Here is a 17,652-nt window from a genome sequence, read left to right as displayed (position 1 = left end):
TGACGCGGCAACGTCGAAACGCGTTCCATGCCGCTGCTGTTCTATCTCGCCGCCGTCAACCTGATCGCCTTCGTGGCGTACGCCTGGGACAAGCAGCGGGCGGTGGCGCGCAAGCGGCGCGTGCCGGAGCGGACCCTGCTGTTCCTCGCCGCGATCGGCGGCAGCCCCGGCGCCTTCGCGGCGCAGCGGATCTGCCGCCACAAGATCAGCAAGCGGCCGTTCCAGGCGGTTTTCCGGATGATCGTCGTGGTGCAGGCCGCGGCCCTGGTCTGGGCGGTCGTCGGAAACGGGATCGTTCCCCTGCCCTGACGCGTCTCACCCGGACGCGAACGTCCGGAGCCGGCCATGCCCACCCTGTTCACCGTCGCCTGCGAGGGCCTGACGCCGGACGCGCTGGAGACGCTGCTGGGCGAGGCCGGCGTGTCGACCGTGGCCGACGTGCGCCGCGAGCCGCTGTCGCCGCTCGAATGGTCCGAAGCGCGGTTAGGCGAGCGGCTGGAAGGCGCGGGCGTGGGCTATGTCCGGCTGGCGGCCCTCGCGGGGGACGCGGGCGGGCCGGAGGCGGACGAGGCCTACACCGTGCTCCGCGGCCTGGCGCTGGACGAGGACGTCTGCCTGATCAGCGCCGCCGCCGAGCCGGCTGCCGCCTTGGCCGCGCGCCTGGCGGCGGAGACCGGACTTCCCGTCACGCGGTTGGGCGCGGCCTAAAAAAGAACCCCGGAACCGAGGTTCCGGGGTGGGGGAAGTTGGCTCGAAGGAAACCTTCGGGGAGGGACTTACTCGAACAGGCCGGAGACCACGGCGGCGACCACGCCGGTGGCGACGGCGGTCAGCACCGCGTTGTCGTCCACCCGGGTCCACACGTAGCCGCGCGGCGGGGCGTACAGGCCGTAGCGGCCGTAATCCACGCGGTAGGCCGGGGCGTAGTAGGCGGTCGGCAGACGGTCGCCGTAGCGCCAGTCGCGGTACACGTAGCCGTAGGGGCGGTGATAGGCGCCGATGCGGTAGCGACGCTCGGCGGCCCTCCAGCGGGCTTCCTCGGCCCGGGCGTAGGCCCGGTCGGCGCGGCGCATGGCCTTGTAATAGTCACGGTCGGCCCGCTCGCGGTCGCGGTAGTAGTCGCGATCGTCGTGGCGGTCGTGATGGCCGCGGCCGTGATCGTGGGCGCTGGCGGTGGTCGCGACGCCCAGGGCGCCCGAAGCGATCGTCAGGGCCAGGGCGGCGGAGAGAACCTTTTTCATCGTGCGTCTCCTACTGAACTGAGACGCACAATGACCCAGCCTAGCCGAACCCAACCTGAACGGCGGTGTTCAGCTACGGTTCATCTGCGCCGCCGCCCCCCCTACTCGAAGAGGTCCACCACGACCGAGGCGATCACGCCGGTGGCGATCGCCGCCAGCACCGCCTTGTCGTCGACCCGCGTCCACACGTAGCCCGGCGGCGGCGCGTAAAGGCCGTAGCGCTCGTACTCCAGCCGATAGGCCGGCACGTAGTAGGCGGGCGGCAGGCGTTCGCCGTAGCGCCACTCCCGGTGGACGTGGCCCGGCGGGGGACTGTAGCGGCCGGCCCTGTAGCGACGCTCGGCGGCGCGCCAGCGGGCGCGTTCGGCCTTGGCCTCGAACTTTTCGGCCTTGCGCTCGTCGCGCCCCCCATCGTCGCGCCCGCGACCGTGCCCGCGATCGCGGGCGTCGACGGCCGGGCCCCCGGCGAGCGTGCCTACCGCGACGACGGCGGCGAGCGCGGCGGAGAGGATCTTGTTCATCGTGCGTCTCCCTTTCTCGGAGCGCACGGTGGGCTGCGTCGGCCGAACGAAATCCCAACAACGATGCTTAGCCGCCCGTTCAGCAAAAACGCCCCGGCGGAGGACCGCCGGGGCGCGTGCAAGAGGCTCAGAACCCTTTCCGGGGCAGGCGGATCACTGCTCGTCCGGGTCCGGATAGGCGAACGGATCGGTCGGCTTCGGCTGGGTCGGCACGACGTTGCGCGGCAGCGGCTCGTCCGCCTCGGCGGCGTTGAGCAGCATCCAGGCCATGACCGCGGCGGCCTGGCGCAGATCCTCCGGACGCAGATGATCGAAGCTGTCCAGGTCGGTGTGGTGGACCTGGGAGCCGTAGTCCAGCGGGTCCTGCACGAACTGGAAGGCCGGCAGGCCGACGCGGGCCATGTAGACGTGGTCGGTGCCGCCGGTCGGCGCGATCAACACCTGGTCGGCGCCCTGATTGCCGTAGGGGGCCAGCCACTCGCGCAGCACCTTGGCCGCGGCGACATTGCCCTCGGCGTAGACGCCGCGGATCTTGCCGGAGCCGTTGTCCAGGTTGAAGTAGGCGGCTAGGTCCTTGTAGCCGGGCAGCGGCGTGACCGGGAACTGGCTCTGCGACACCGACGGGCCGATCGCCTGCTTGGCCGCGTCCGGATGCGGCGGGCGCTTGGCCAGGTGGCTGTCGACGTAGGCGGCCGAGCCCAGCAGGCCCTGCTCCTCGCCGTTCCACAGGGCGAAGCGGATGGTCCGCTTCGGCTTCACGCCCAGCGTCTGCAGGATGCGCGCGGCCTCCATCACCACCGCGGAACCGGCGGCGTTGTCGGCGGCGCCGTCGGAGGCGACCCAGCTGTCCAGGTGCGCGCCGGCCATGACGTAGCCAGCCTTCGGATCGGAGCCCGGGATTTCGGCGAAGACGTTGTAGGCCTTGGTGTCGCGGTCGTCGAAGCGGACCTGGCTGTCGATCTGCAGCTTCACCGGGCCGGTCTTGGCCAGGCGCGCCAGACGGCGATAGTCCTCCGCGGCGATCTCCACGCCGGGCAGGGACGGCGTGTCGCCGACCTTGTAGTTGTAGCCGGTGCCGTGAACGAGGCCGTTGTCGCGGGCCGACATGCGCCCCCAGGCCACCGCGCCCTCGGCCTTCAGGAAGGCGTCGAGCTTGCCGGCGAAGGCGCGGCGCTCGACCGACTTGTCCAGCTCGTCCGCATCGAACTTCGGCTGACGGTACTCGTCGCGCTTCTTCACGTCGGCGTCGGTCAGGCGCACGAAGGCGGGGTCCTTCGCGTCCTTCGGCGGGGCCGGCCAGCTGACCAGCACGATCTTGCCGGCGAGCTTGCCGCGCCACTGGTCGAAGTCGGCCTCGCGCTTGATCGGGGCGACGATCACCTCGGCCGACACCGGCCCGTTGGTGCCCGGCGTCCAGGCCACCGGAATGGCGCGCAGCTGGATCGGGCGGGGCGCGATCATCGTCACGCTGGAGGACTCGATCCACCAGCCGCGGCCGAAGTCGAAGCCTTCGGTGTGGACGTTCGACAGGCCCCAGTTCTTGAACTGCGCCTGGGTCCAGCGCTCGGCCTCGCGCATGGCCGGCGAGTTGGTCAGGCGCCCGCCGATGCGGTCGGTCAGGTACTCGGCGGTGTCCACCACCTCGCCGTGGTTGAAGGCCTGGTCGTTGATGCGGTTGACCATGCCGAGGTCGGCCGGCTTGGCCTGCGCGCTCGAACCGAGCAGGGCCGCGGCGGCGACCGCGGCCATAAGGTACGTCTTCACTGTTTGAATTCCCCCTATCGTAAGGCGACGCTAGACCTGCGCGCACGCCCTCACAAGGGGACGGCCCGCAGCGTTCAGGCCGCCGGGCGCAGGCCCTCGCGGCCGGACGGGACGCGGTGCAGCAGCCCGGCCAACGCCTTGAAATCGATGGGCTTGTTCACGTAGGCGTCGGCGCCGGCGGCGTAGCCCGCCTCGTGATCCTCGGCACGAGCGGACGCCGAGAGGATCACCACCGGCGTGTCGCGATTGGGGCCGTCGGCCTCGCGCAGGCGGCGGGTGGCGGTCAGGCCGTCCATCACCGGCATGTTCACGTCCATCAGGATCAGGTCGTAGGCCTGCGCCTCGCACAGGTTCAGCGCCAGCTGGCCGTTCTCGGCCGAGGCGGTGGCGTGACCGGAGGAGGCCAGCCAGGCCTCGACCAGCATGCGGTTGACCGGATGGTCCTCGACGACCAGCACCTTCAGCGGCTCGCCGGAGTCGAGGTCGGCGGTGACCTCCTCCTCGACCTTGGCGCGGGCCCAGGCGCGCACCTCGGCCTCGATGGTCAGCACGAAGGTCGAGCCCTGACCCGGCGTGGATTCCAGCGTCAGCTCGCCGCCCATCATCTCGGCCAGCTTGCGCGAGATGGTCAGGCCCAGGCCCGTGCCGCCGTAGCGGCGGGTCGAGGAGGCGTCCAGCTGGGTGAAGGGCTGGAACAGCCGCTCCACGTCTTCCTGCGCGATGCCCGGGCCGGTGTCGGACACCGAGAAGCGCAGCCGCGCGCGGCCGCCTTCGAGGCGCTCGGAGGCGAGCTTCAGGCGCACCGCGCCCTTGTCGGTGAACTTCACCGCGTTGGACAGCAGGTTGTGCACGATCTGCGACAGGCGGTTCGGGTCGCCGATCACCGCCACCGGGGCGGCCGGGTCCAGCTCGACCACGTAGTCGACGCCCTTCTCGCGGGCCCGCGCGGTCCAGGCGGCGCCCAGGCGCTCGACCAGTTCCGGCAGCTCGATCTCGATGGCCTCCAGCTGCATGCGGTCGGCCTCGATCTTGGTCAGGTCGAGGATGTCGTTCAGCAGGGCGAGCAGGCTGTCGCCGGAATTGCGGACGATGGAGACGTATTCGCGCTGGGTGGCGTCCAACCGGCTCGAGGACAGCAGCTGGGCGGCGCCCAGCACCCCGTTCATCGGCGTGCGCAGCTCGTGGCTGACCACTGCCAGGAAGGCGGACTTGGCCTTGTTGGCGGCGTCGGCCTTGTCGCGCGCGCCCTTCAGCTCGGCGATCAGGTGGGCCTGGTGGTCCTGGAAGGCGGTGATCTTGGCCTGGCCGACGGCGCTGACGATGGTGTGGACGGCCAGACCCGAGGCCATCATCGGGAAGGCGGCGACCAGCGGCCAGAAGTCGGGCGTGCCCCACAGGCTGGCGGCGAAGCCGATCAGCACGGCGGTGTAGGGCGCCGATACGGCGAGCGCCTGCTTGGGCGAATTGCGCAGCTGGCTGAACACCAGCAGGTAGCCGACCCCGATCAGCGACAGGGCCAGCGGCCGGCCGAAGGCGTGATGCGAGGTCCAGGCCAGCACGGGCGCGGCGGCCCAGAACACGGTGGTGGCGGCGCCCACGGCCGGGAACACCGAGCCCCAGCCGCGCTTCATGCCCGAGGCGATGCGCTTTTCGAACCAGCCGCGCACGGCGCCGGCGGCCGAAGTCAGGACGAACCAAGCCAGGGCCGCGAACGGCGGAATGGTCACCGCCAGCGCGATAGCCCAACTGGCGATCAGCCAGTAGCGCAGGTAGTTGGTCTGCAGAATGGTCGAGAGGGCCTGGGCCGCCTCGGCGGGTTTCGCCTGACGGCGCCCCGTTCTTGTATCGGCCATGCCCTCCCCCCTACGGACGGCGTCTCGGTCGGGGATTGTTTTATCGTGACCATTTTAAGACGAGGTGAATCAATCCTCAGCCGGTCTCGGAAGGGGACAATGCCTTGATGGAAAGGGCGTGGACCGGGCCGGCCAGTTCTTCGCGCAGGGCCGCGTTGACGCGCCTCTGACGTTCGACGCGCGTCAAGCCCTCGAAAGCCGCCGACACGATCACCACGTTGAAATGGCTCTCTCCGCCTTCGCGCGTTCCGGCGTGGCCGGCGTGGCGAGCGCTGTCGTCGACGATCTCCAGCCGGTCGGGGCTGAAGGCGGTTTCCAGCTTCCGCCGTAACGCCTGCGTCACAGAGCCTGGGGACATTTCACGGGTTTCCTTGAAAGCGACTCTTTCGGGCTTAGACTTCGGATCATGAGCGGCGCGTTTCAATACAAGCCCAAGTTCGTGGACATCCGCGTCCGTCCTCCCAAATCCGAGGAGGAGGAGGCCGCGAAGAACGACGTCAATCGCCTGAAGCCGGGCGAGAAGCGTTGCGACCATCCGGACTGCCTGTCGGTGGCCACCGCCAAGGCGCCCAAGTCGCGCGACCTTCCCAACCAGTTCTACGACTTCTGCCAGCCGCACGCGGCCGAGTACAACAAGAGCTGGGACTATTTCGCCGGCATGAACGAGGGCCAGATCCGTCGCGCCCGCGAGGACGAGCTGACCACGGGCGGCCGGCCGACCTGGGCGTTCAAGGCCTCGCCGAACTCGCGCGAGGCGGCCGCCTTCGCCGCCAAGATGGGCGGGCAGAACACCGGCGGCGCCGGGGCCTACGCCGACCCGTTCGGCATCTTCGGGGCCGCCAAGCGCCGCGCCCGGGCCGAGGCCGAGACCTCCACGCGCCGGCTCGGCAAGCTGGAGCGCCAGGCCCTCGCCGACCTCGACCTGGACGACAACGCCGACAAGGAGGCGATCCGCGCCCGCTACCTGGACCTGGTCAAGCGCTGCCACCCCGACGCCAACGGCGGCGACCGCTCGGCCGAGCACAAGCTCCAGCGCGTGATCAAGGCCTACAAGACCCTGCAGAAGACCGGGATGGCGTAACTTTCTCCTCCCCTGCGCAGCGGGGGAGGGGGACCGCCGAAGGCGGTGGAGGGGGCGAACCGCCGCCGCTTTCAAGGACGTTTTGGCGCTGCGCTCCCCGTTCGCCCCCTCCACCACGCTTCGCGTGGTCCCCCTCCCCCGTTTCGCTACGCTCACAGGGGAGGAGAAGGGCTCGACCGCGCCCCGTCGCGCGCTTAGATAACGCCCATGTCCGTGAGCACCGCCCCCGCCGAAACCGATCCCCTGCTGGCCATGGAGCCGCACCGCCGCGTGTCGGTGCGCGAGGTCTTCGGGGTCGACAGTGACATGACCGTGCCGGCGTTCGAGACCGCCGACCCGCACGTGCCGGAGATCGACCCGGCCTACCGGTTCGACCCGCAGACCACGATCGCGATCTGCGCCGGCTTCGCCTACGACCGCCGGGTGATGGTCCAGGGCTATCACGGCACCGGCAAGTCGACCCACGTCGAGCAGATCGCCGCCCGGCTGAACTGGCCGCTGGTGCGGGTGAACCTGGACAGCCACGTCAGCCGCATCGACCTGGTCGGCAAGGACGCCATCGTGCTGCGCGAAGGCAAGCAGGTCACCGAATTCCGCGAGGGCATGCTGCCCTGGGCCATCCAGCGCCCGATCGCGCTGGTCTTCGACGAATACGACGCCGGCCGCCCGGACGTGATGTTCGTGATCCAGCGCGTGCTGGAGGCTCAAGGGCGCCTGACCCTGCTGGACCAGAACCGGGTGATCCGCCCGAACAAGTGGTTCCGCCTGTTCTCGACCACCAACACCATCGGCCTGGGCGACACGACGGGGCTGTACCACGGCACCCAGCAGATCAATCAGGGCCAGATGGACCGCTGGAACATCGTCACCACCCTGAACTACCTGGACCACGACACCGAGCAGCACATCGTTCTGGCCAAGGCCCCGGAGTACGACACCCCGGAGGGCAAGCGCGCCATCGCCGCCATGGTCCGCGTGGCCGACATGACCCGCAACGCCTTCATGAACGGCGACATCTCCACGGTGATGAGCCCGCGCACGGTGATCACCTGGGCCCAGAACGCCACCATCTTCGGCGGCGACGTGGGCATGGCCTTCCGCATGACCTTCCTGAACAAGTGCGACGAACTGGAGCGCCCGACCGTGGCCGAGTTCTACCAGCGCGCCTTCGGGACCGACCTGCCGGAGAGCGCCGCGCGGGTGAAGGTGGCCTAAGGGGGCCACGCGGATGGCGTCCAAGACCGAGAGCCCCGTCGAGCCGTTCAAGCGCGCGCTGGCGCACGCCACCCGCTCGCTGGCCGAGCAGCCGGACCTGGAGATCACCTTCTCCGGCGACGGTCCGCGGCTGGCCGGCAACGTGGCGGTGCTGCCGCATCCGCCGCGCGACCTGAGTTCGCGCGACGCCGCGCGCATTCGCGGCCTGGCCGACCAGATGGCGCTGCGCCTGGCCCACCATGACGCGGCCGCCTACGCCAAGGCGCGTCCGGCCGGCAGCGAGGCCGCCGCCGTGTTCGAGGCGCTGGAGCAGGCCCGCATCGACGCGATCGGGGCCAACACCCTGGGTGGCGTGAAGGCCAACCTGGCCGCCGCGCTCGAGCACCGGCTGGAGAAGACCGGCCTGAACCGGGTCACCGATCCAGCCCAGGTGCCGCTGGCCGACGCCCTGCACCTGATGGTGCGCGAGCGACTGACCGGCGAGGGCCCGCCGGACGGCAGCCGCATCGCCGTCGAGCTGGTACGCGAGAACATCGAGCGCCGGGCCGGGCGCGAGCTGGACCGGCTGCTCTCCGCCCTGCACGACCAGTCGGCCTTCGCCAAGATCGCCAAGGCCGTGCTGCGCGACCTGGAGATGGGCGAGACCGAAGCCACCGCCGAGGACACCGCCGACGAGGAAGGCGAAGAGGACCAGGGCGCCCAACCCGAAGAGGGCGAGGACGACGACAGCGGCGGCGACAGCCAGGGCCAGGACGGCGCCTCCATGGAGCGGGGCGAAGACGCCTCGTCCGACAGCTCGAGCGTCGACCAGCAGGCCGGCGACAGCGATCTCGACGCCGACGCCGAGATGTCCGACGAGGGCCCGGAGCTGGGCGAAGGCGTGCTGCCCAACCGCCCCGACATCAAGGACACCGGCGCGGTCGAGCCGGCCTACAAGGTGTTCACCCGCGCCTTCGACGAGGAGGTCGCGGCCGAGGACCTGTGCGATCCGGAGGAGCTGGACCGCCTGCGCGCCTTCCTGGACCAGCAGCTGTCGACCGTGTCGGGCGTGGTCTCGCGCCTGGCCAACCGGCTGCAGCGGCGCCTGCTGGCCCAGCAGAACCGCGCCTGGAGCTTCGACCTGGAGGAAGGCGTGCTGGACGCCGCGCGCCTGACCCGGGTGATCGTCGATCCGACCGCGCCGCTCAGCTTCAAGCAGGAGGAGGACACCCCGTTCCGCGACACGGTGGTGACCATCCTGCTCGACAATTCCGGCTCCATGCGCGGGCGGCCGATCATGGTGGCGGCGGTGTGCGCCGACATCCTGGCCCGCACGCTGGAGCGCTGCGGCGTGAAGACCGAGGTCCTGGGCTTCACCACCCGCGCCTGGAAGGGCGGCCAGTCGCGCGACGCCTGGATCAAGGCCGGCAAGCCGCAGAACCCGGGCCGCCTGAACGACCTGCGCCACATCGTCTACAAGCCCGCCGACAGCCCCTGGCGGCGGGCGCGCAAGAACCTCGGCCTGATGATGCGCGAGGGCCTCTTGAAGGAGAACATCGACGGCGAGGCGCTGATGTGGGCGCACCAGCGCCTGATCGGCCGGCCCGAGGCGCGGCGCATCCTGATGGTGATCTCCGACGGCGCGCCGGTCGACGACTCCACCCTGTCGGTGAACTCCGGCCACTATCTGGAACGCCACCTGCGCCAGGTGATCGGCGAGATCGAGACCGCCTCGCCGGTCGAGCTGATCGCCATCGGCATCGGCCACGACGTGACCCGCTACTACCAGCGCGCCGTGACCATCGTGGACGTCGAACAGCTGGGCGGCGCCATGGTCGAAAAGCTGGCCGAGCTGTTTGACGAGCGCCCCAAGGCCATGGGCCGTCCGGAGCCGGGGCGCACCCGCGCCTTCGAGGCGGGCGGCGCGCTGAAGCGCTTCGCCAAGGCCAGCCTGGCGCAAGCCGGGGCCGCCGCCGGCCGATGAGATCCGCCCTCGCCGTCCTGGCCGCTCTGGCGGCGCTCTCCGCCTGCGCCGCGCCCGAGCGTCACAGTGAGCCCGCGGCCGGCCAGCCGGAGCCGCGCTGGGCCGCCGTGCGGGTGACCGCCACGCCGGTCCCGCTCGGGATCGAGGCGCCGGCCGGCCTGCGCTACGCCGGCGGCATCGCCCTCGCCAGTCCCGACACCTCGCGCCTGCACGGCCTGTCGGACCTGCGCATCGGGACCGACGGGCGGCTGATGGCGGTCAGCGACGACGGCGACCTGTTCGAGGCCAAGCTGGCGTTCGACACGCAGGGACGCCTGGTCGGCTTGACCGACGCGCGCCTGAAGCCGCTGACCGGCGAGACCGGCGCGGCGCTGCAGGGCAAGGCCGAGGGCGACGCCGAGGGCCTGGCGGTGCTGGCCGACGGGCGCACCCTGGTCAGCTTCGAGCGCGACCACCGCGTGCTGGTCTATCCGGCCGGCGGCGGGCGCCCGGTCCGCGGACCGATCCCGGACGTGCGCATGGGCGAGAACGAGGGCCTGGAGGCGCTCGCCGCCTGGCCGGCGAAGGGCGCCGACGCCTACCTGGCCGGGGTCGAGGACGGCCGCACCTTCGTCTGCCGTCTGTCGGGCGCCTGCGCGCCGGTCGACCTGGGCTCGGCGCCCGGCGGCTTCGGCCTGGTCGCCGCCGACATGGAAGGCCCCGAGCCGCTCCTGCTGTACCGCGCCTGGGACCCGGTGCGCGGCAGCCGCATCCGCCTGAAGGCCGGCGGGCGGGAGCTGCTGGCGCTGGAACGGCCGGCGAGCGTCGACAACTTCGAGGCGATGAGCGCGGTGCGCAGCGAAGCCGGCACGCGCGTGTACCTGCTGTCCGACGACAACTTCTCCGACGGCCAGCGGACGCTGCTGCTGGCGTTCGATTGGGTGCAATAGCTCCTTCTCCCCCTGAGGGAGAAGGACGGAGCCCGCGCCCCGGAGCGCAAGCGGAGGGTTGCGCGGGAGGATGAGGGGTCGCGCGGCGGTTCGAGGCTGAGAGGTCGCGAGACCCCTCATCCTCCCGTCCAGACCTGCGCCCTTCGGGCTCCGGTGGACGGGTCCCTCCTTCTCCCTCAAGGGGAGAAGGAGCCTAAACCTTCTCGCTGATCTTGATGGCCGCGCGGCAGCCGGCGCGGATCACGGCGGACAGGACGGCGTAGCCGGGGGCCTCGCGGGCGCCCTCTTGGACGGCCTTGTCGCGGTGGGCCAGTTCGTCGTCGCGGAACTTCGACAGTTCGGCGGCCAGCTCCGGTTCGCGCGCCTCAAGCTCGGCGATCTGGCCGGCGTAATGCTGCTCGATGACGTTCTCGACCGCCTCGGTGCAGGCGTGGGCGGCCTTCTCGCCCATGAGCGCCGTGCCGACGCCCAGGGTGAAGCCGGCGGCGCGCCACAGCGGCGCCATCAGGGTCGGGCGCACCTTCTGCTCGTTCAGCAGGCGGTCGAAGCGATCCAGATGGGCCTTCTCGTGCGCCTCCATCTCCAGCAGGTCGCCGGAGATCTTGCCCTTGCCGGCGGCCGCGGCGAACACCGCGCGCTGGCCGCGATAGATGTGCACCGCGCCCAGCTCGCCGGCGTGGTCGACGCGCAGGATCTCGCCAAGACGCTGGCGCACGGCGTCGAGCCCCGGGCGGGCGAGCGGCGGCTTATCGGCCACGGAAGACGTTCTCCTTGCGGCGCATCGAGGCGATCAGGCTGGCCAGCGCCAACCCGGTAGCGATCACCGCGTTCCAGCCGGCCATCGACAGGCCGCCCCAACTCCAGACCGCCACGTCGCACATCGGCGGCTGGAACGAGCCGCCGGTCAGCAGCGATTGCAGGCCGGCGATGTCGACCGAGCCGCCGCCGCCGGTGCAGCTCTCCGGCCCGCGCCACCACTTCAGCTCCACGCCCGCGTGGAAGGTCGCCACGATCGCTTCGCTGGCGAACACCGCGAACAGCAGGAAGGCCGCGACGCGCGGCGTGCCCTTCGAGCGGGTGAACACGGCCCAGGCCGAGGCCGGCAGGGCGATGGCGATGGCCGCCCAGTAGAGCTTGCGCTGCTCCAGGCACAGGTGACACGGCGCGTAGCCGGCGAAGTGCTGGAAGCCGTGCGCGGTCGCCAGCATGGCGGCCGCGGCCAGCAGGGCGAACAGGGTCCACCAGCGGAAGATGAAACGCAGGACGCTCATGGCCGCACAGTTAACTCCAAGGCCGCGCCGCGTCGAGCGGCGGGCGCGTCAGGTCAGAGCAGGCGCACCAGCAGGACGCCGACGACCACCAGGGCGATGACGATCACGGCGACCAGGGCCAGGCGGCGCTCGACCACCTCCAGGATCTGCGGCCCGAAGCGCTTGAGGATGAAGGCGGCGAGGAAGAACCGCGCGCCGCGCGTGACCACCGAGGCGGCCACGAAGACGGGGAAGTTGAACGCCGCCAGGCCGGAGGCGATGGTCACCACCTTGTAGGGGAACGGGGTCAGGCCCTTCACCAGGATCACCAGCAGCCCCCACTGGGCGTACCAATGCCTGAACTGGTCGACGCCCTCGGCGTGGCCCAGCAGGCTGAGGAGCCAGATGCCGACCGGCTCCAGGAAGTAGCCGATGGCGTAGCCGAGGCAGCCGCCCAGCACCGAGGCGATCGTGCAGATCAGGGCGTAGCGGTAGGCCTTCTCCGGCCGCGCCAGGATCATCGGCGCCAGCATGACGTCCGGCGGAATCGGGAAGAACGAGCTTTCGGCGAAGGAGACGGCGGCCAGCGCCTTGGGGGCGTGGCGGCTTTTCGCCTGCGCCATCACCCAGTTGTAGAGGGGTCGGATCACGTCGGCCTTCGCGCGGCGAGAGAGCGGATATGGCCGTGCTAGCAGGCTTGCGGGACAAAGTCTCGCGCCCGCGCGCCGCACGCTTGGCTCAGCCGACCTCCGGCATTAGGTTCCGCGCAACTTTTCTGTTCGACCCCCAACGGAGACGATCATGGCCGACGCCAAGAATCCCATGGGCACCGACGGCTTCGAGTTCGTCGAGTTCACCAGCCCGACCCCCGACGCCATGGCCGCCACCTTCGAACGCCTCGGCTTCACCGCCGTCTCGAAGCACCCGACCAAGGACGTCGTCCGCTACAAGCAGAACGACATCAACTTCCTGCTGAACCGCGAGCCGACCGGCCAGGGCGCCGAGTTCCGCGCCGCGCACGGCGGCTCGGCCAACGCCATGGGCTTCCGCGTCGCCGACGCCGAAGCCGCCTACAAGCGCGCCCTGGACCTGGGCGCCAAGCCGGCCGACGCCGCCGGCAACTCGCTCGAGCACGTCCGCGCCCTGCAGGGCATCGGCGGCAGCCTGCTGTACCTGGTCGAGAAGGACGCCGCCTGGGCCGGCTGGACGCCGCTGCCGGGCGCGGAAAAGGAGGCTGAGAACGAGGTCGGCCTGATGTACCTCGACCACCTGACCCACAACGTCCACCGCGGCCAGATGCGCACCTGGTCGGGCTTCTACGGCGACGTGTTCAACTTCGAAGAGCAGAAGTACTTCGACATCAAGGGCAAGGCGACCGGCCTGTTCAGCCAGGCGATGATCGCGCCGGACCGCAAGATCCGCATCCCGCTGAACGAAAGCCAGGACGACAAGTCCCAGATCGAAGAGTTCCTGAAGGACTACGGCGGCGAGGGCATCCAGCACCTGGCGCTGGGCGTGCGCGACATCTTCGAGACCGTCGAGGAACTGAAGCGCCGCGGCGTCGAGTTCCAGGACACCATCGAGACCTACTACGAGCTGATCGACAAGCGCATCCCGGGCCACGGGCATGACGTCGAGCGAATGAAGAAGAACCGCATCCTGATCGACGGTTCGGAGGCTGAAGGCCTGCTGCTGCAGATCTTCACCGCCAACCTGTTCGGCCCGATCTTCTTCGAGGTCATCCAGCGCAAGGGCAACGAGGCTTTCGGCGAGGGCAACTTCCAGGCCCTGTTCGACTCCATCGAGCTGGACCAGATCCGCCGCGGCGTGATCAAGGTGGACGCCTAAGAGCGTCCGACGGGCGGGCGCCGCAAGCGCCCGCCCTTTTTGTTTCAAGACGGACCGCCCGACGACAGGGCGGCCGTGGGGGAGTCCGCCGATGAAAACGCCGCTGAAGGCCCTGCTCCTGTCCGCCGTCATGGCCGCGCTCGCCGCCGGCGCCGCGCACGCCGGCGACAAGAAGGACCGCAGGAAGGACGACGACAAGAAGCCCGAGTGGTCGATCGTCATCCACGGCGGCGCCGGTATCATCGAGCGGGCGCAGATGGACCCGCAGACCGAGGCCGCCTACCGCGCCGCATTGGCCAAGGCGCTGGACACCGGTTCGAAGGTGCTGCGCGACGGCGGCACCTCGCTGGACGCCATCGAGGCCACCATCCACCTGCTGGAAGACGATCCGCTGTTCAACGCCGGCCGCGGCGCGGTCTTCACCGCCGAGGGCCGCAACGAACTGGACTCCGCCATCATGGACGGCGCGACCCTGAAGGCCGGCGCGGTCGCCGGCGTCACCACCGTGCGCCACCCGATCTCCCTGGCCCGCGCGGTGATGGACAACTCCAAGCACGTCATGCTGATCGGCAAGGGCGCGGAAGCCTTCGCCGCCGACCAGAAGCTTGAGATCGTCGATCCGTCCTTCTTCTTCACTGAGCGCCGCTGGAAGCAGCTGGTGACCGAGCTGACCAAGCAGGGCCTGCCGGTCCCGCCGCGCCCGGCCGGCGCCCCGGCCCCGAACGCGGAGGCCGAGCGCGCGCCGCTGGACGAGCGCAAGTTCGGCACCGTCGGCGTGGTCGCCTACGACAAGAACGGCGACCTGGCGGCCGGCACCTCGACCGGCGGCACCACCGCCAAGCGCTGGGGCCGGGTCGGCGACACCCCGATCATCGGCGCGGGCACCTACGCCTCCAACGACAGCTGCGCCGTCTCGGCCACCGGCACGGGCGAGTACTTCATCCGCCTGACCGTCGCCCGGGAGATCTGCGCGCTGGACCAGTACGAAGGCATGAGCCTGCAGGCAGCCGCCGACGAGGTGATCCAGAAGCGCCTGACCGCGCTGGGCGGCGACGGCGGCATCATCGCCATCGGCCGCAAGGGCGAGATCGCCTGGAGCTTCAACACCTCCGGCATGTACCGCGCCAGCGCCGCCTCCAACCGCGAGCCGGTCGTGGCCATCTTCAAGGACGAGCGCTGAGCCGCGCTGGCGTCAACTCCGGCGAAATCCGGAGGATCGGCGTTCCATTTTTTCATTCCGTCGGCGCGGGCCTTGGCTAAAAAGCCGGGGCCCGTCGTCCGTCGGGTTCATCTCTCGATCGAGGTCGCGCCATGGCGAAAGGCAATTGGATTCCGGTGAAGGCCGCCGAGGGCGTGCACTCGCGCCAGGCCCACGCCGACCTGCCGGAGGGCACCTATGAGCGGGAGATCTCCAAGGAGGGCTTCTTCGGCCCGGCCGCCTTCCTCTACCACCGCCGCCCGCCGACCGGCTGGGTCAGCTTCGAGGGGCCGCTGCGTCCGCGCGCCTTCGACCTGAACGGCCTGAACGAGCCGCAGACCTCGCCCTGGTCCGCGCCGATCGTGCTGCACAACAAATCGGTCGAGGTGCGCTTCTGGAAGCTGGCGCAGCCGATGGCCAACCTGGCCCGCAACGGCGACGGCGACCAGATCCTGTTCGTCCACGACGGCGAGGGCGACCTGCTCACCGACTACGGCCGCATCGCCTACGTGAAGGGCGACTACCTCTACCTGCCGCGCGGCACCATGTGGCGGCTGAAGCCGTCCCAGCCGACCTCGATCCTGATGATCGAGGCGACCAACACCCACTACACCCTGCCCGACCGCGGCATCATGGGCCCGCACGCCGTGTTCGACCCGGCCGTGCTGGACACCCCGAAGATGGACGAGGTCTTCAAGGCCCATCAGGCCGAGGAAGGCCTGTTCCGGGTCGAGATCAAGAAGCGCGGCCAGGTGTCGGTGGCGGCCTATCCCTACAATCCGCTGGACGCGGTGGGCTGGCACGGCGACCTGTCGCCGGTGCGCCTGAACGTGCGCGACGTACGCCCGCTGATGAGCCACCGCTACCACGTGCCGCCCTCGGCCCACACGACGTTCCTGAGCGACCGGTTCGTGATCTGCACCTTCGCGCCGCGCCCCTTCGAGACCGACCCGGGCGCGATCAAGGTGCCGTTCTTCCACAACAACGACGACTTCGACGAGGTGCTGTTCTACCACGCCGGGGACTTCTTCAGCCGGGACAACATCGACGCCGGCATGATGACCTTCCACCCGTCGGGCTTCACCCACGGGCCGCACCCCAAGGCGCTGAAGAACATGTTCGTCTCGGCCAAGCCGGCCACCGACGAGTACGCGGTGATGATCGACACCCGCGACCCGCTGGAGGTGGGCGAAGGCGCGGCCAGCGTCGAGAACCACGCCTATGTCGACAGCTGGAAGACGGCGGGGGCCTGAGCCATGGCCTTCGCCGCCGACCCCGAACTGGAGGCCCTGGCCGAGGAGGAGATGGCCCGGGCCCTGACGCTCAGCTGGCGCGAGGCCTCGAAGGTGACACCCTGGGGCGACACCTACACCGGCTTCGCCCCCTCCGGCGGCGAGGTCCACTTCGAACGCAGCTACATCTGGGCCGATCGCGAAGGCGGCGACGTCCAGGTCGAGGTCGTGGTCTACGACGACCCTGAGCGCTACGACGAGGCGGCTCGACGCACCGGGGTGATCCGGCGGGGCGACTGAACGTGACGACCGACGATCTGCAAAGCGGCGCCCTGGAGCGCAAATTCGCCGCCTTCGACGACCATTGGCGGCCGCGGATCGTCGCTCAACTGAACGGCCAGGACGTCCGGGTCGTGAAGGTGCAGGGCGTGTTCCCCTGGCACAGCCACGCCGAGGCCGAGGAGATGTTCCTGGTCTGGAAGGGCCGCTTCCGGGTCGAATTCCGCGACCGCGCCGTCGAGATGGGCCCCGGCGAGTTCGTCGTGGTGCCGCGCGGGGTCGAGCACCGCACCGCCGCAGACGACGAGGCCGAAGTGCTGATCTTCGAGCCGTCCGAGGTGGTCAACACCGGGGACGCGCCGGCCTCCGAATTCACCGCTCCGGGCGGCGTGCACGTGTGACCCGGAGCGCGCGGGCGCGCCCAAGCGGAACCATATCGTTAACTCTACAGTTGCGACCTGCGCCGCGCGCGTCATAGTCGAGACCGCCGTTCGGCGAGCCTGGGACCACGGGCGCCGGCAGGGGGAGACGGGTCGTGTACGATTACTCTGATTTTCCGACCGACGCCGGGGGATACGAGCCGCAGCCCTGGATCGAACTGGTCCTGCTGGCCGCGGTCGTCGTCCTGCCGATCCTGGCCTTCTTCCTCGCCCGCGCCTTGCTCGTGGGCCGCTTCGAAGCCGATCGCCGCAAGGCGGTGGAGACGATCTACGACGCCATCGACGTGCGCGCCCGCGGGGCCGCCGCCGCGGTGGGCCCCGCCATCCTGTACGGCGCCGACCTGCTGGTGAAGGAGATCAAGGACCGGCTGGGCGCGGTGATCGCCCTGGGCGGTCCGCTGGCCAAGGAGCTGAAGGCGCTGGAGGACGCGATCAAGGGCCCGCCGCCCCCGCCGCCGCCTCCCCCGCCGCCGGGCGGCCACAAGTGCACCTGCGTGTGCACCTGCGCCGACGGCAAGGGCGGCGAAGGCCGCGCCAAGGCCGAGGACGGCCAGGCCCAGGGCCAGGGACAGGGACAGTCGCAGGTCAGCATCCTGACCTCCGGCAGCGTGATCCTGACCGCTCCGCCGACGACGGCGACCACCCCGACCACGCCCACGACCGGCGCCGACAACAGCCACAAGCTCGATCAGACCCAGCGCGTGCGCCTGGCGGTCGGCGCCTTCACCGACTACTGGTCCGGCCACAAGGCGCAGCGCCTGAAGGAGCTGTCCGAGGCCCAGAAGGCGCTGCTGACTCCGGCGCCGACGGTTTCCAAAACGCCCGCGAAGCACTAAGC

Annotated in this window: 20 protein-coding genes; 12 read left to right on the top strand and 8 right to left on the bottom strand. The window is 70.3% G+C overall.

Features of this window, described 5'->3' with window-relative positions; genetic code table 11:
- Positions 1-27 precede the first annotated feature (27 nt).
- Both H8B08_RS01455 and H8B08_RS01450 read left to right on the top strand, forming a co-directional pair.
- Positions 28-309: a DUF1294 domain-containing protein gene (locus H8B08_RS01455; protein ID WP_187448439.1), complete on the top strand. Its 282-nt coding sequence runs from the start codon at positions 28-30 to the stop codon at positions 307-309.
- 36 nt (positions 310-345) lie between these two features.
- Complete coding sequence (locus tag H8B08_RS01450; RefSeq protein ID WP_187448438.1) at positions 346-708, top strand: hypothetical protein; 363 nt, start codon at positions 346-348, stop codon at positions 706-708.
- Between the two features lie 68 nt (positions 709-776).
- Here the strand turns inward: H8B08_RS01450 and H8B08_RS01445 are convergent, their stop codons facing one another.
- The 5 genes from H8B08_RS01445 to H8B08_RS01425 form a co-directional block, all read right to left on the bottom strand.
- A complete protein-coding gene (locus tag H8B08_RS01445) occupies positions 777-1,241 on the bottom strand; it encodes an RcnB family protein (RefSeq protein WP_187448437.1) in 465 nt (154 codons plus the stop codon).
- A gap of 101 nt (positions 1,242-1,342) precedes the next feature.
- Positions 1,343-1,762 (bottom strand): RcnB family protein, encoded by a 420-nt coding sequence (locus H8B08_RS01440; protein WP_187448436.1) that lies wholly within the window; start codon positions 1,760-1,762, stop codon positions 1,343-1,345.
- A gap of 153 nt (positions 1,763-1,915) precedes the next feature.
- On the bottom strand, positions 1,916-3,526 hold the full coding sequence (locus H8B08_RS01435; RefSeq protein ID WP_370545370.1) for a M20/M25/M40 family metallo-hydrolase: 1,611 nt from the start codon (positions 3,524-3,526) through the stop codon (positions 1,916-1,918).
- Positions 3,527-3,600: 74 nt separating this feature from the next.
- Positions 3,601-5,379: an ATP-binding protein gene (locus H8B08_RS01430; RefSeq protein ID WP_187448435.1), complete on the bottom strand. Its 1,779-nt coding sequence runs from the start codon at positions 5,377-5,379 to the stop codon at positions 3,601-3,603.
- Between the two features lie 76 nt (positions 5,380-5,455).
- A complete protein-coding gene (locus H8B08_RS01425; protein ID WP_163259692.1) occupies positions 5,456-5,737 on the bottom strand; it encodes a BolA family transcriptional regulator in 282 nt (93 codons plus the stop codon).
- A 48-nt stretch (positions 5,738-5,785) separates the two neighbouring features.
- On the opposite strand from H8B08_RS01425, the gene H8B08_RS01420 reads away from it, so the two are divergent.
- The 4 genes from H8B08_RS01420 (at position 5,786) to H8B08_RS01405 (ending at position 10,567) form a co-directional block, all read left to right on the top strand.
- On the top strand, positions 5,786-6,460 hold the full coding sequence (locus H8B08_RS01420) for a J domain-containing protein (RefSeq protein ID WP_187448434.1): 675 nt from the start codon (positions 5,786-5,788) through the stop codon (positions 6,458-6,460).
- Positions 6,461-6,667: 207 nt separating this feature from the next.
- Positions 6,668-7,675, top strand: a complete 1,008-nt coding sequence (cobS, locus tag H8B08_RS01415; RefSeq protein WP_187448433.1) for a cobaltochelatase subunit CobS — start codon at positions 6,668-6,670, stop codon at positions 7,673-7,675.
- A 13-nt stretch (positions 7,676-7,688) separates the two neighbouring features.
- The gene (cobT, locus tag H8B08_RS01410; protein WP_187448432.1) at positions 7,689-9,638 is read left to right on the top strand and encodes a cobaltochelatase subunit CobT; all 1,950 of its coding nucleotides are present in this window, start codon (positions 7,689-7,691) and stop codon (positions 9,636-9,638) included.
- Complete coding sequence (locus H8B08_RS01405) at positions 9,635-10,567, top strand: esterase-like activity of phytase family protein (RefSeq protein WP_187448431.1); 933 nt, start codon at positions 9,635-9,637, stop codon at positions 10,565-10,567. Before cobT ends, H8B08_RS01405 begins: the two co-directional genes overlap by 4 nt.
- A gap of 193 nt (positions 10,568-10,760) precedes the next feature.
- On the opposite strand, the gene H8B08_RS01400 is transcribed toward H8B08_RS01405, so the two are convergent.
- The 3 genes from H8B08_RS01400 to H8B08_RS01390 are packed head-to-tail and all read right to left on the bottom strand — an operon-like array spanning position 10,761 to position 12,467.
- Positions 10,761-11,324, bottom strand: coding sequence for a demethoxyubiquinone hydroxylase family protein (locus H8B08_RS01400; protein WP_187448430.1), 564 nt, complete (start codon positions 11,322-11,324; stop codon positions 10,761-10,763).
- Positions 11,314-11,838, bottom strand: a complete 525-nt coding sequence (locus H8B08_RS01395) for a disulfide bond formation protein B (protein WP_187448429.1) — start codon at positions 11,836-11,838, stop codon at positions 11,314-11,316. Before H8B08_RS01395 ends, H8B08_RS01400 begins: the two co-directional genes overlap by 11 nt.
- Positions 11,839-11,891: 53 nt before the next feature.
- Positions 11,892-12,467: a YqaA family protein gene (locus H8B08_RS01390; RefSeq protein ID WP_187448428.1), complete on the bottom strand. Its 576-nt coding sequence runs from the start codon at positions 12,465-12,467 to the stop codon at positions 11,892-11,894.
- 151 nt (positions 12,468-12,618) lie between these two features.
- Here H8B08_RS01390 and hppD point away from each other — a divergent pair, with 151 nt between their 5' ends.
- The 6 genes from hppD to H8B08_RS01360 all read left to right on the top strand — a co-directional run bounded on the left by hppD (position 12,619) and on the right by H8B08_RS01360 (position 17,650).
- A complete protein-coding gene (gene hppD, locus H8B08_RS01385) occupies positions 12,619-13,665 on the top strand; it encodes a 4-hydroxyphenylpyruvate dioxygenase (RefSeq protein ID WP_187448427.1) in 1,047 nt (348 codons plus the stop codon).
- 91 nt (positions 13,666-13,756) lie between these two features.
- The gene (locus H8B08_RS01380; protein WP_222934244.1) at positions 13,757-14,845 is read left to right on the top strand and encodes an isoaspartyl peptidase/L-asparaginase family protein; all 1,089 of its coding nucleotides are present in this window, start codon (positions 13,757-13,759) and stop codon (positions 14,843-14,845) included.
- A 131-nt stretch (positions 14,846-14,976) separates the two neighbouring features.
- Positions 14,977-16,116 (top strand): homogentisate 1,2-dioxygenase, encoded by a 1,140-nt coding sequence (locus H8B08_RS01375; protein WP_187448426.1) that lies wholly within the window; start codon positions 14,977-14,979, stop codon positions 16,114-16,116.
- A 3-nt stretch (positions 16,117-16,119) separates the two neighbouring features.
- Entirely contained in the window at positions 16,120-16,395 is a 276-nt protein-coding gene (locus H8B08_RS01370) for a hypothetical protein (RefSeq protein WP_187448425.1), read from the top strand.
- A 2-nt stretch (positions 16,396-16,397) separates the two neighbouring features.
- Positions 16,398-16,775 (top strand): cupin domain-containing protein, encoded by a 378-nt coding sequence (locus tag H8B08_RS01365; protein WP_370545368.1) that lies wholly within the window; start codon positions 16,398-16,400, stop codon positions 16,773-16,775.
- A gap of 134 nt (positions 16,776-16,909) precedes the next feature.
- On the top strand, positions 16,910-17,650 hold the full coding sequence (locus H8B08_RS01360) for a hypothetical protein (RefSeq protein ID WP_187448424.1): 741 nt from the start codon (positions 16,910-16,912) through the stop codon (positions 17,648-17,650).
- The last annotated feature ends 2 nt before the right edge of the window (positions 17,651-17,652 follow it).

Origin of the sequence: Caulobacter sp. 17J80-11 (assembly GCF_014349105.1) — a bacterium.
In the GTDB taxonomy this organism is placed as follows: domain Bacteria; phylum Pseudomonadota; class Alphaproteobacteria; order Caulobacterales; family Caulobacteraceae; genus 17J80-11.
This window is presented reverse-complemented; position numbering and strand designations above follow the sequence as displayed.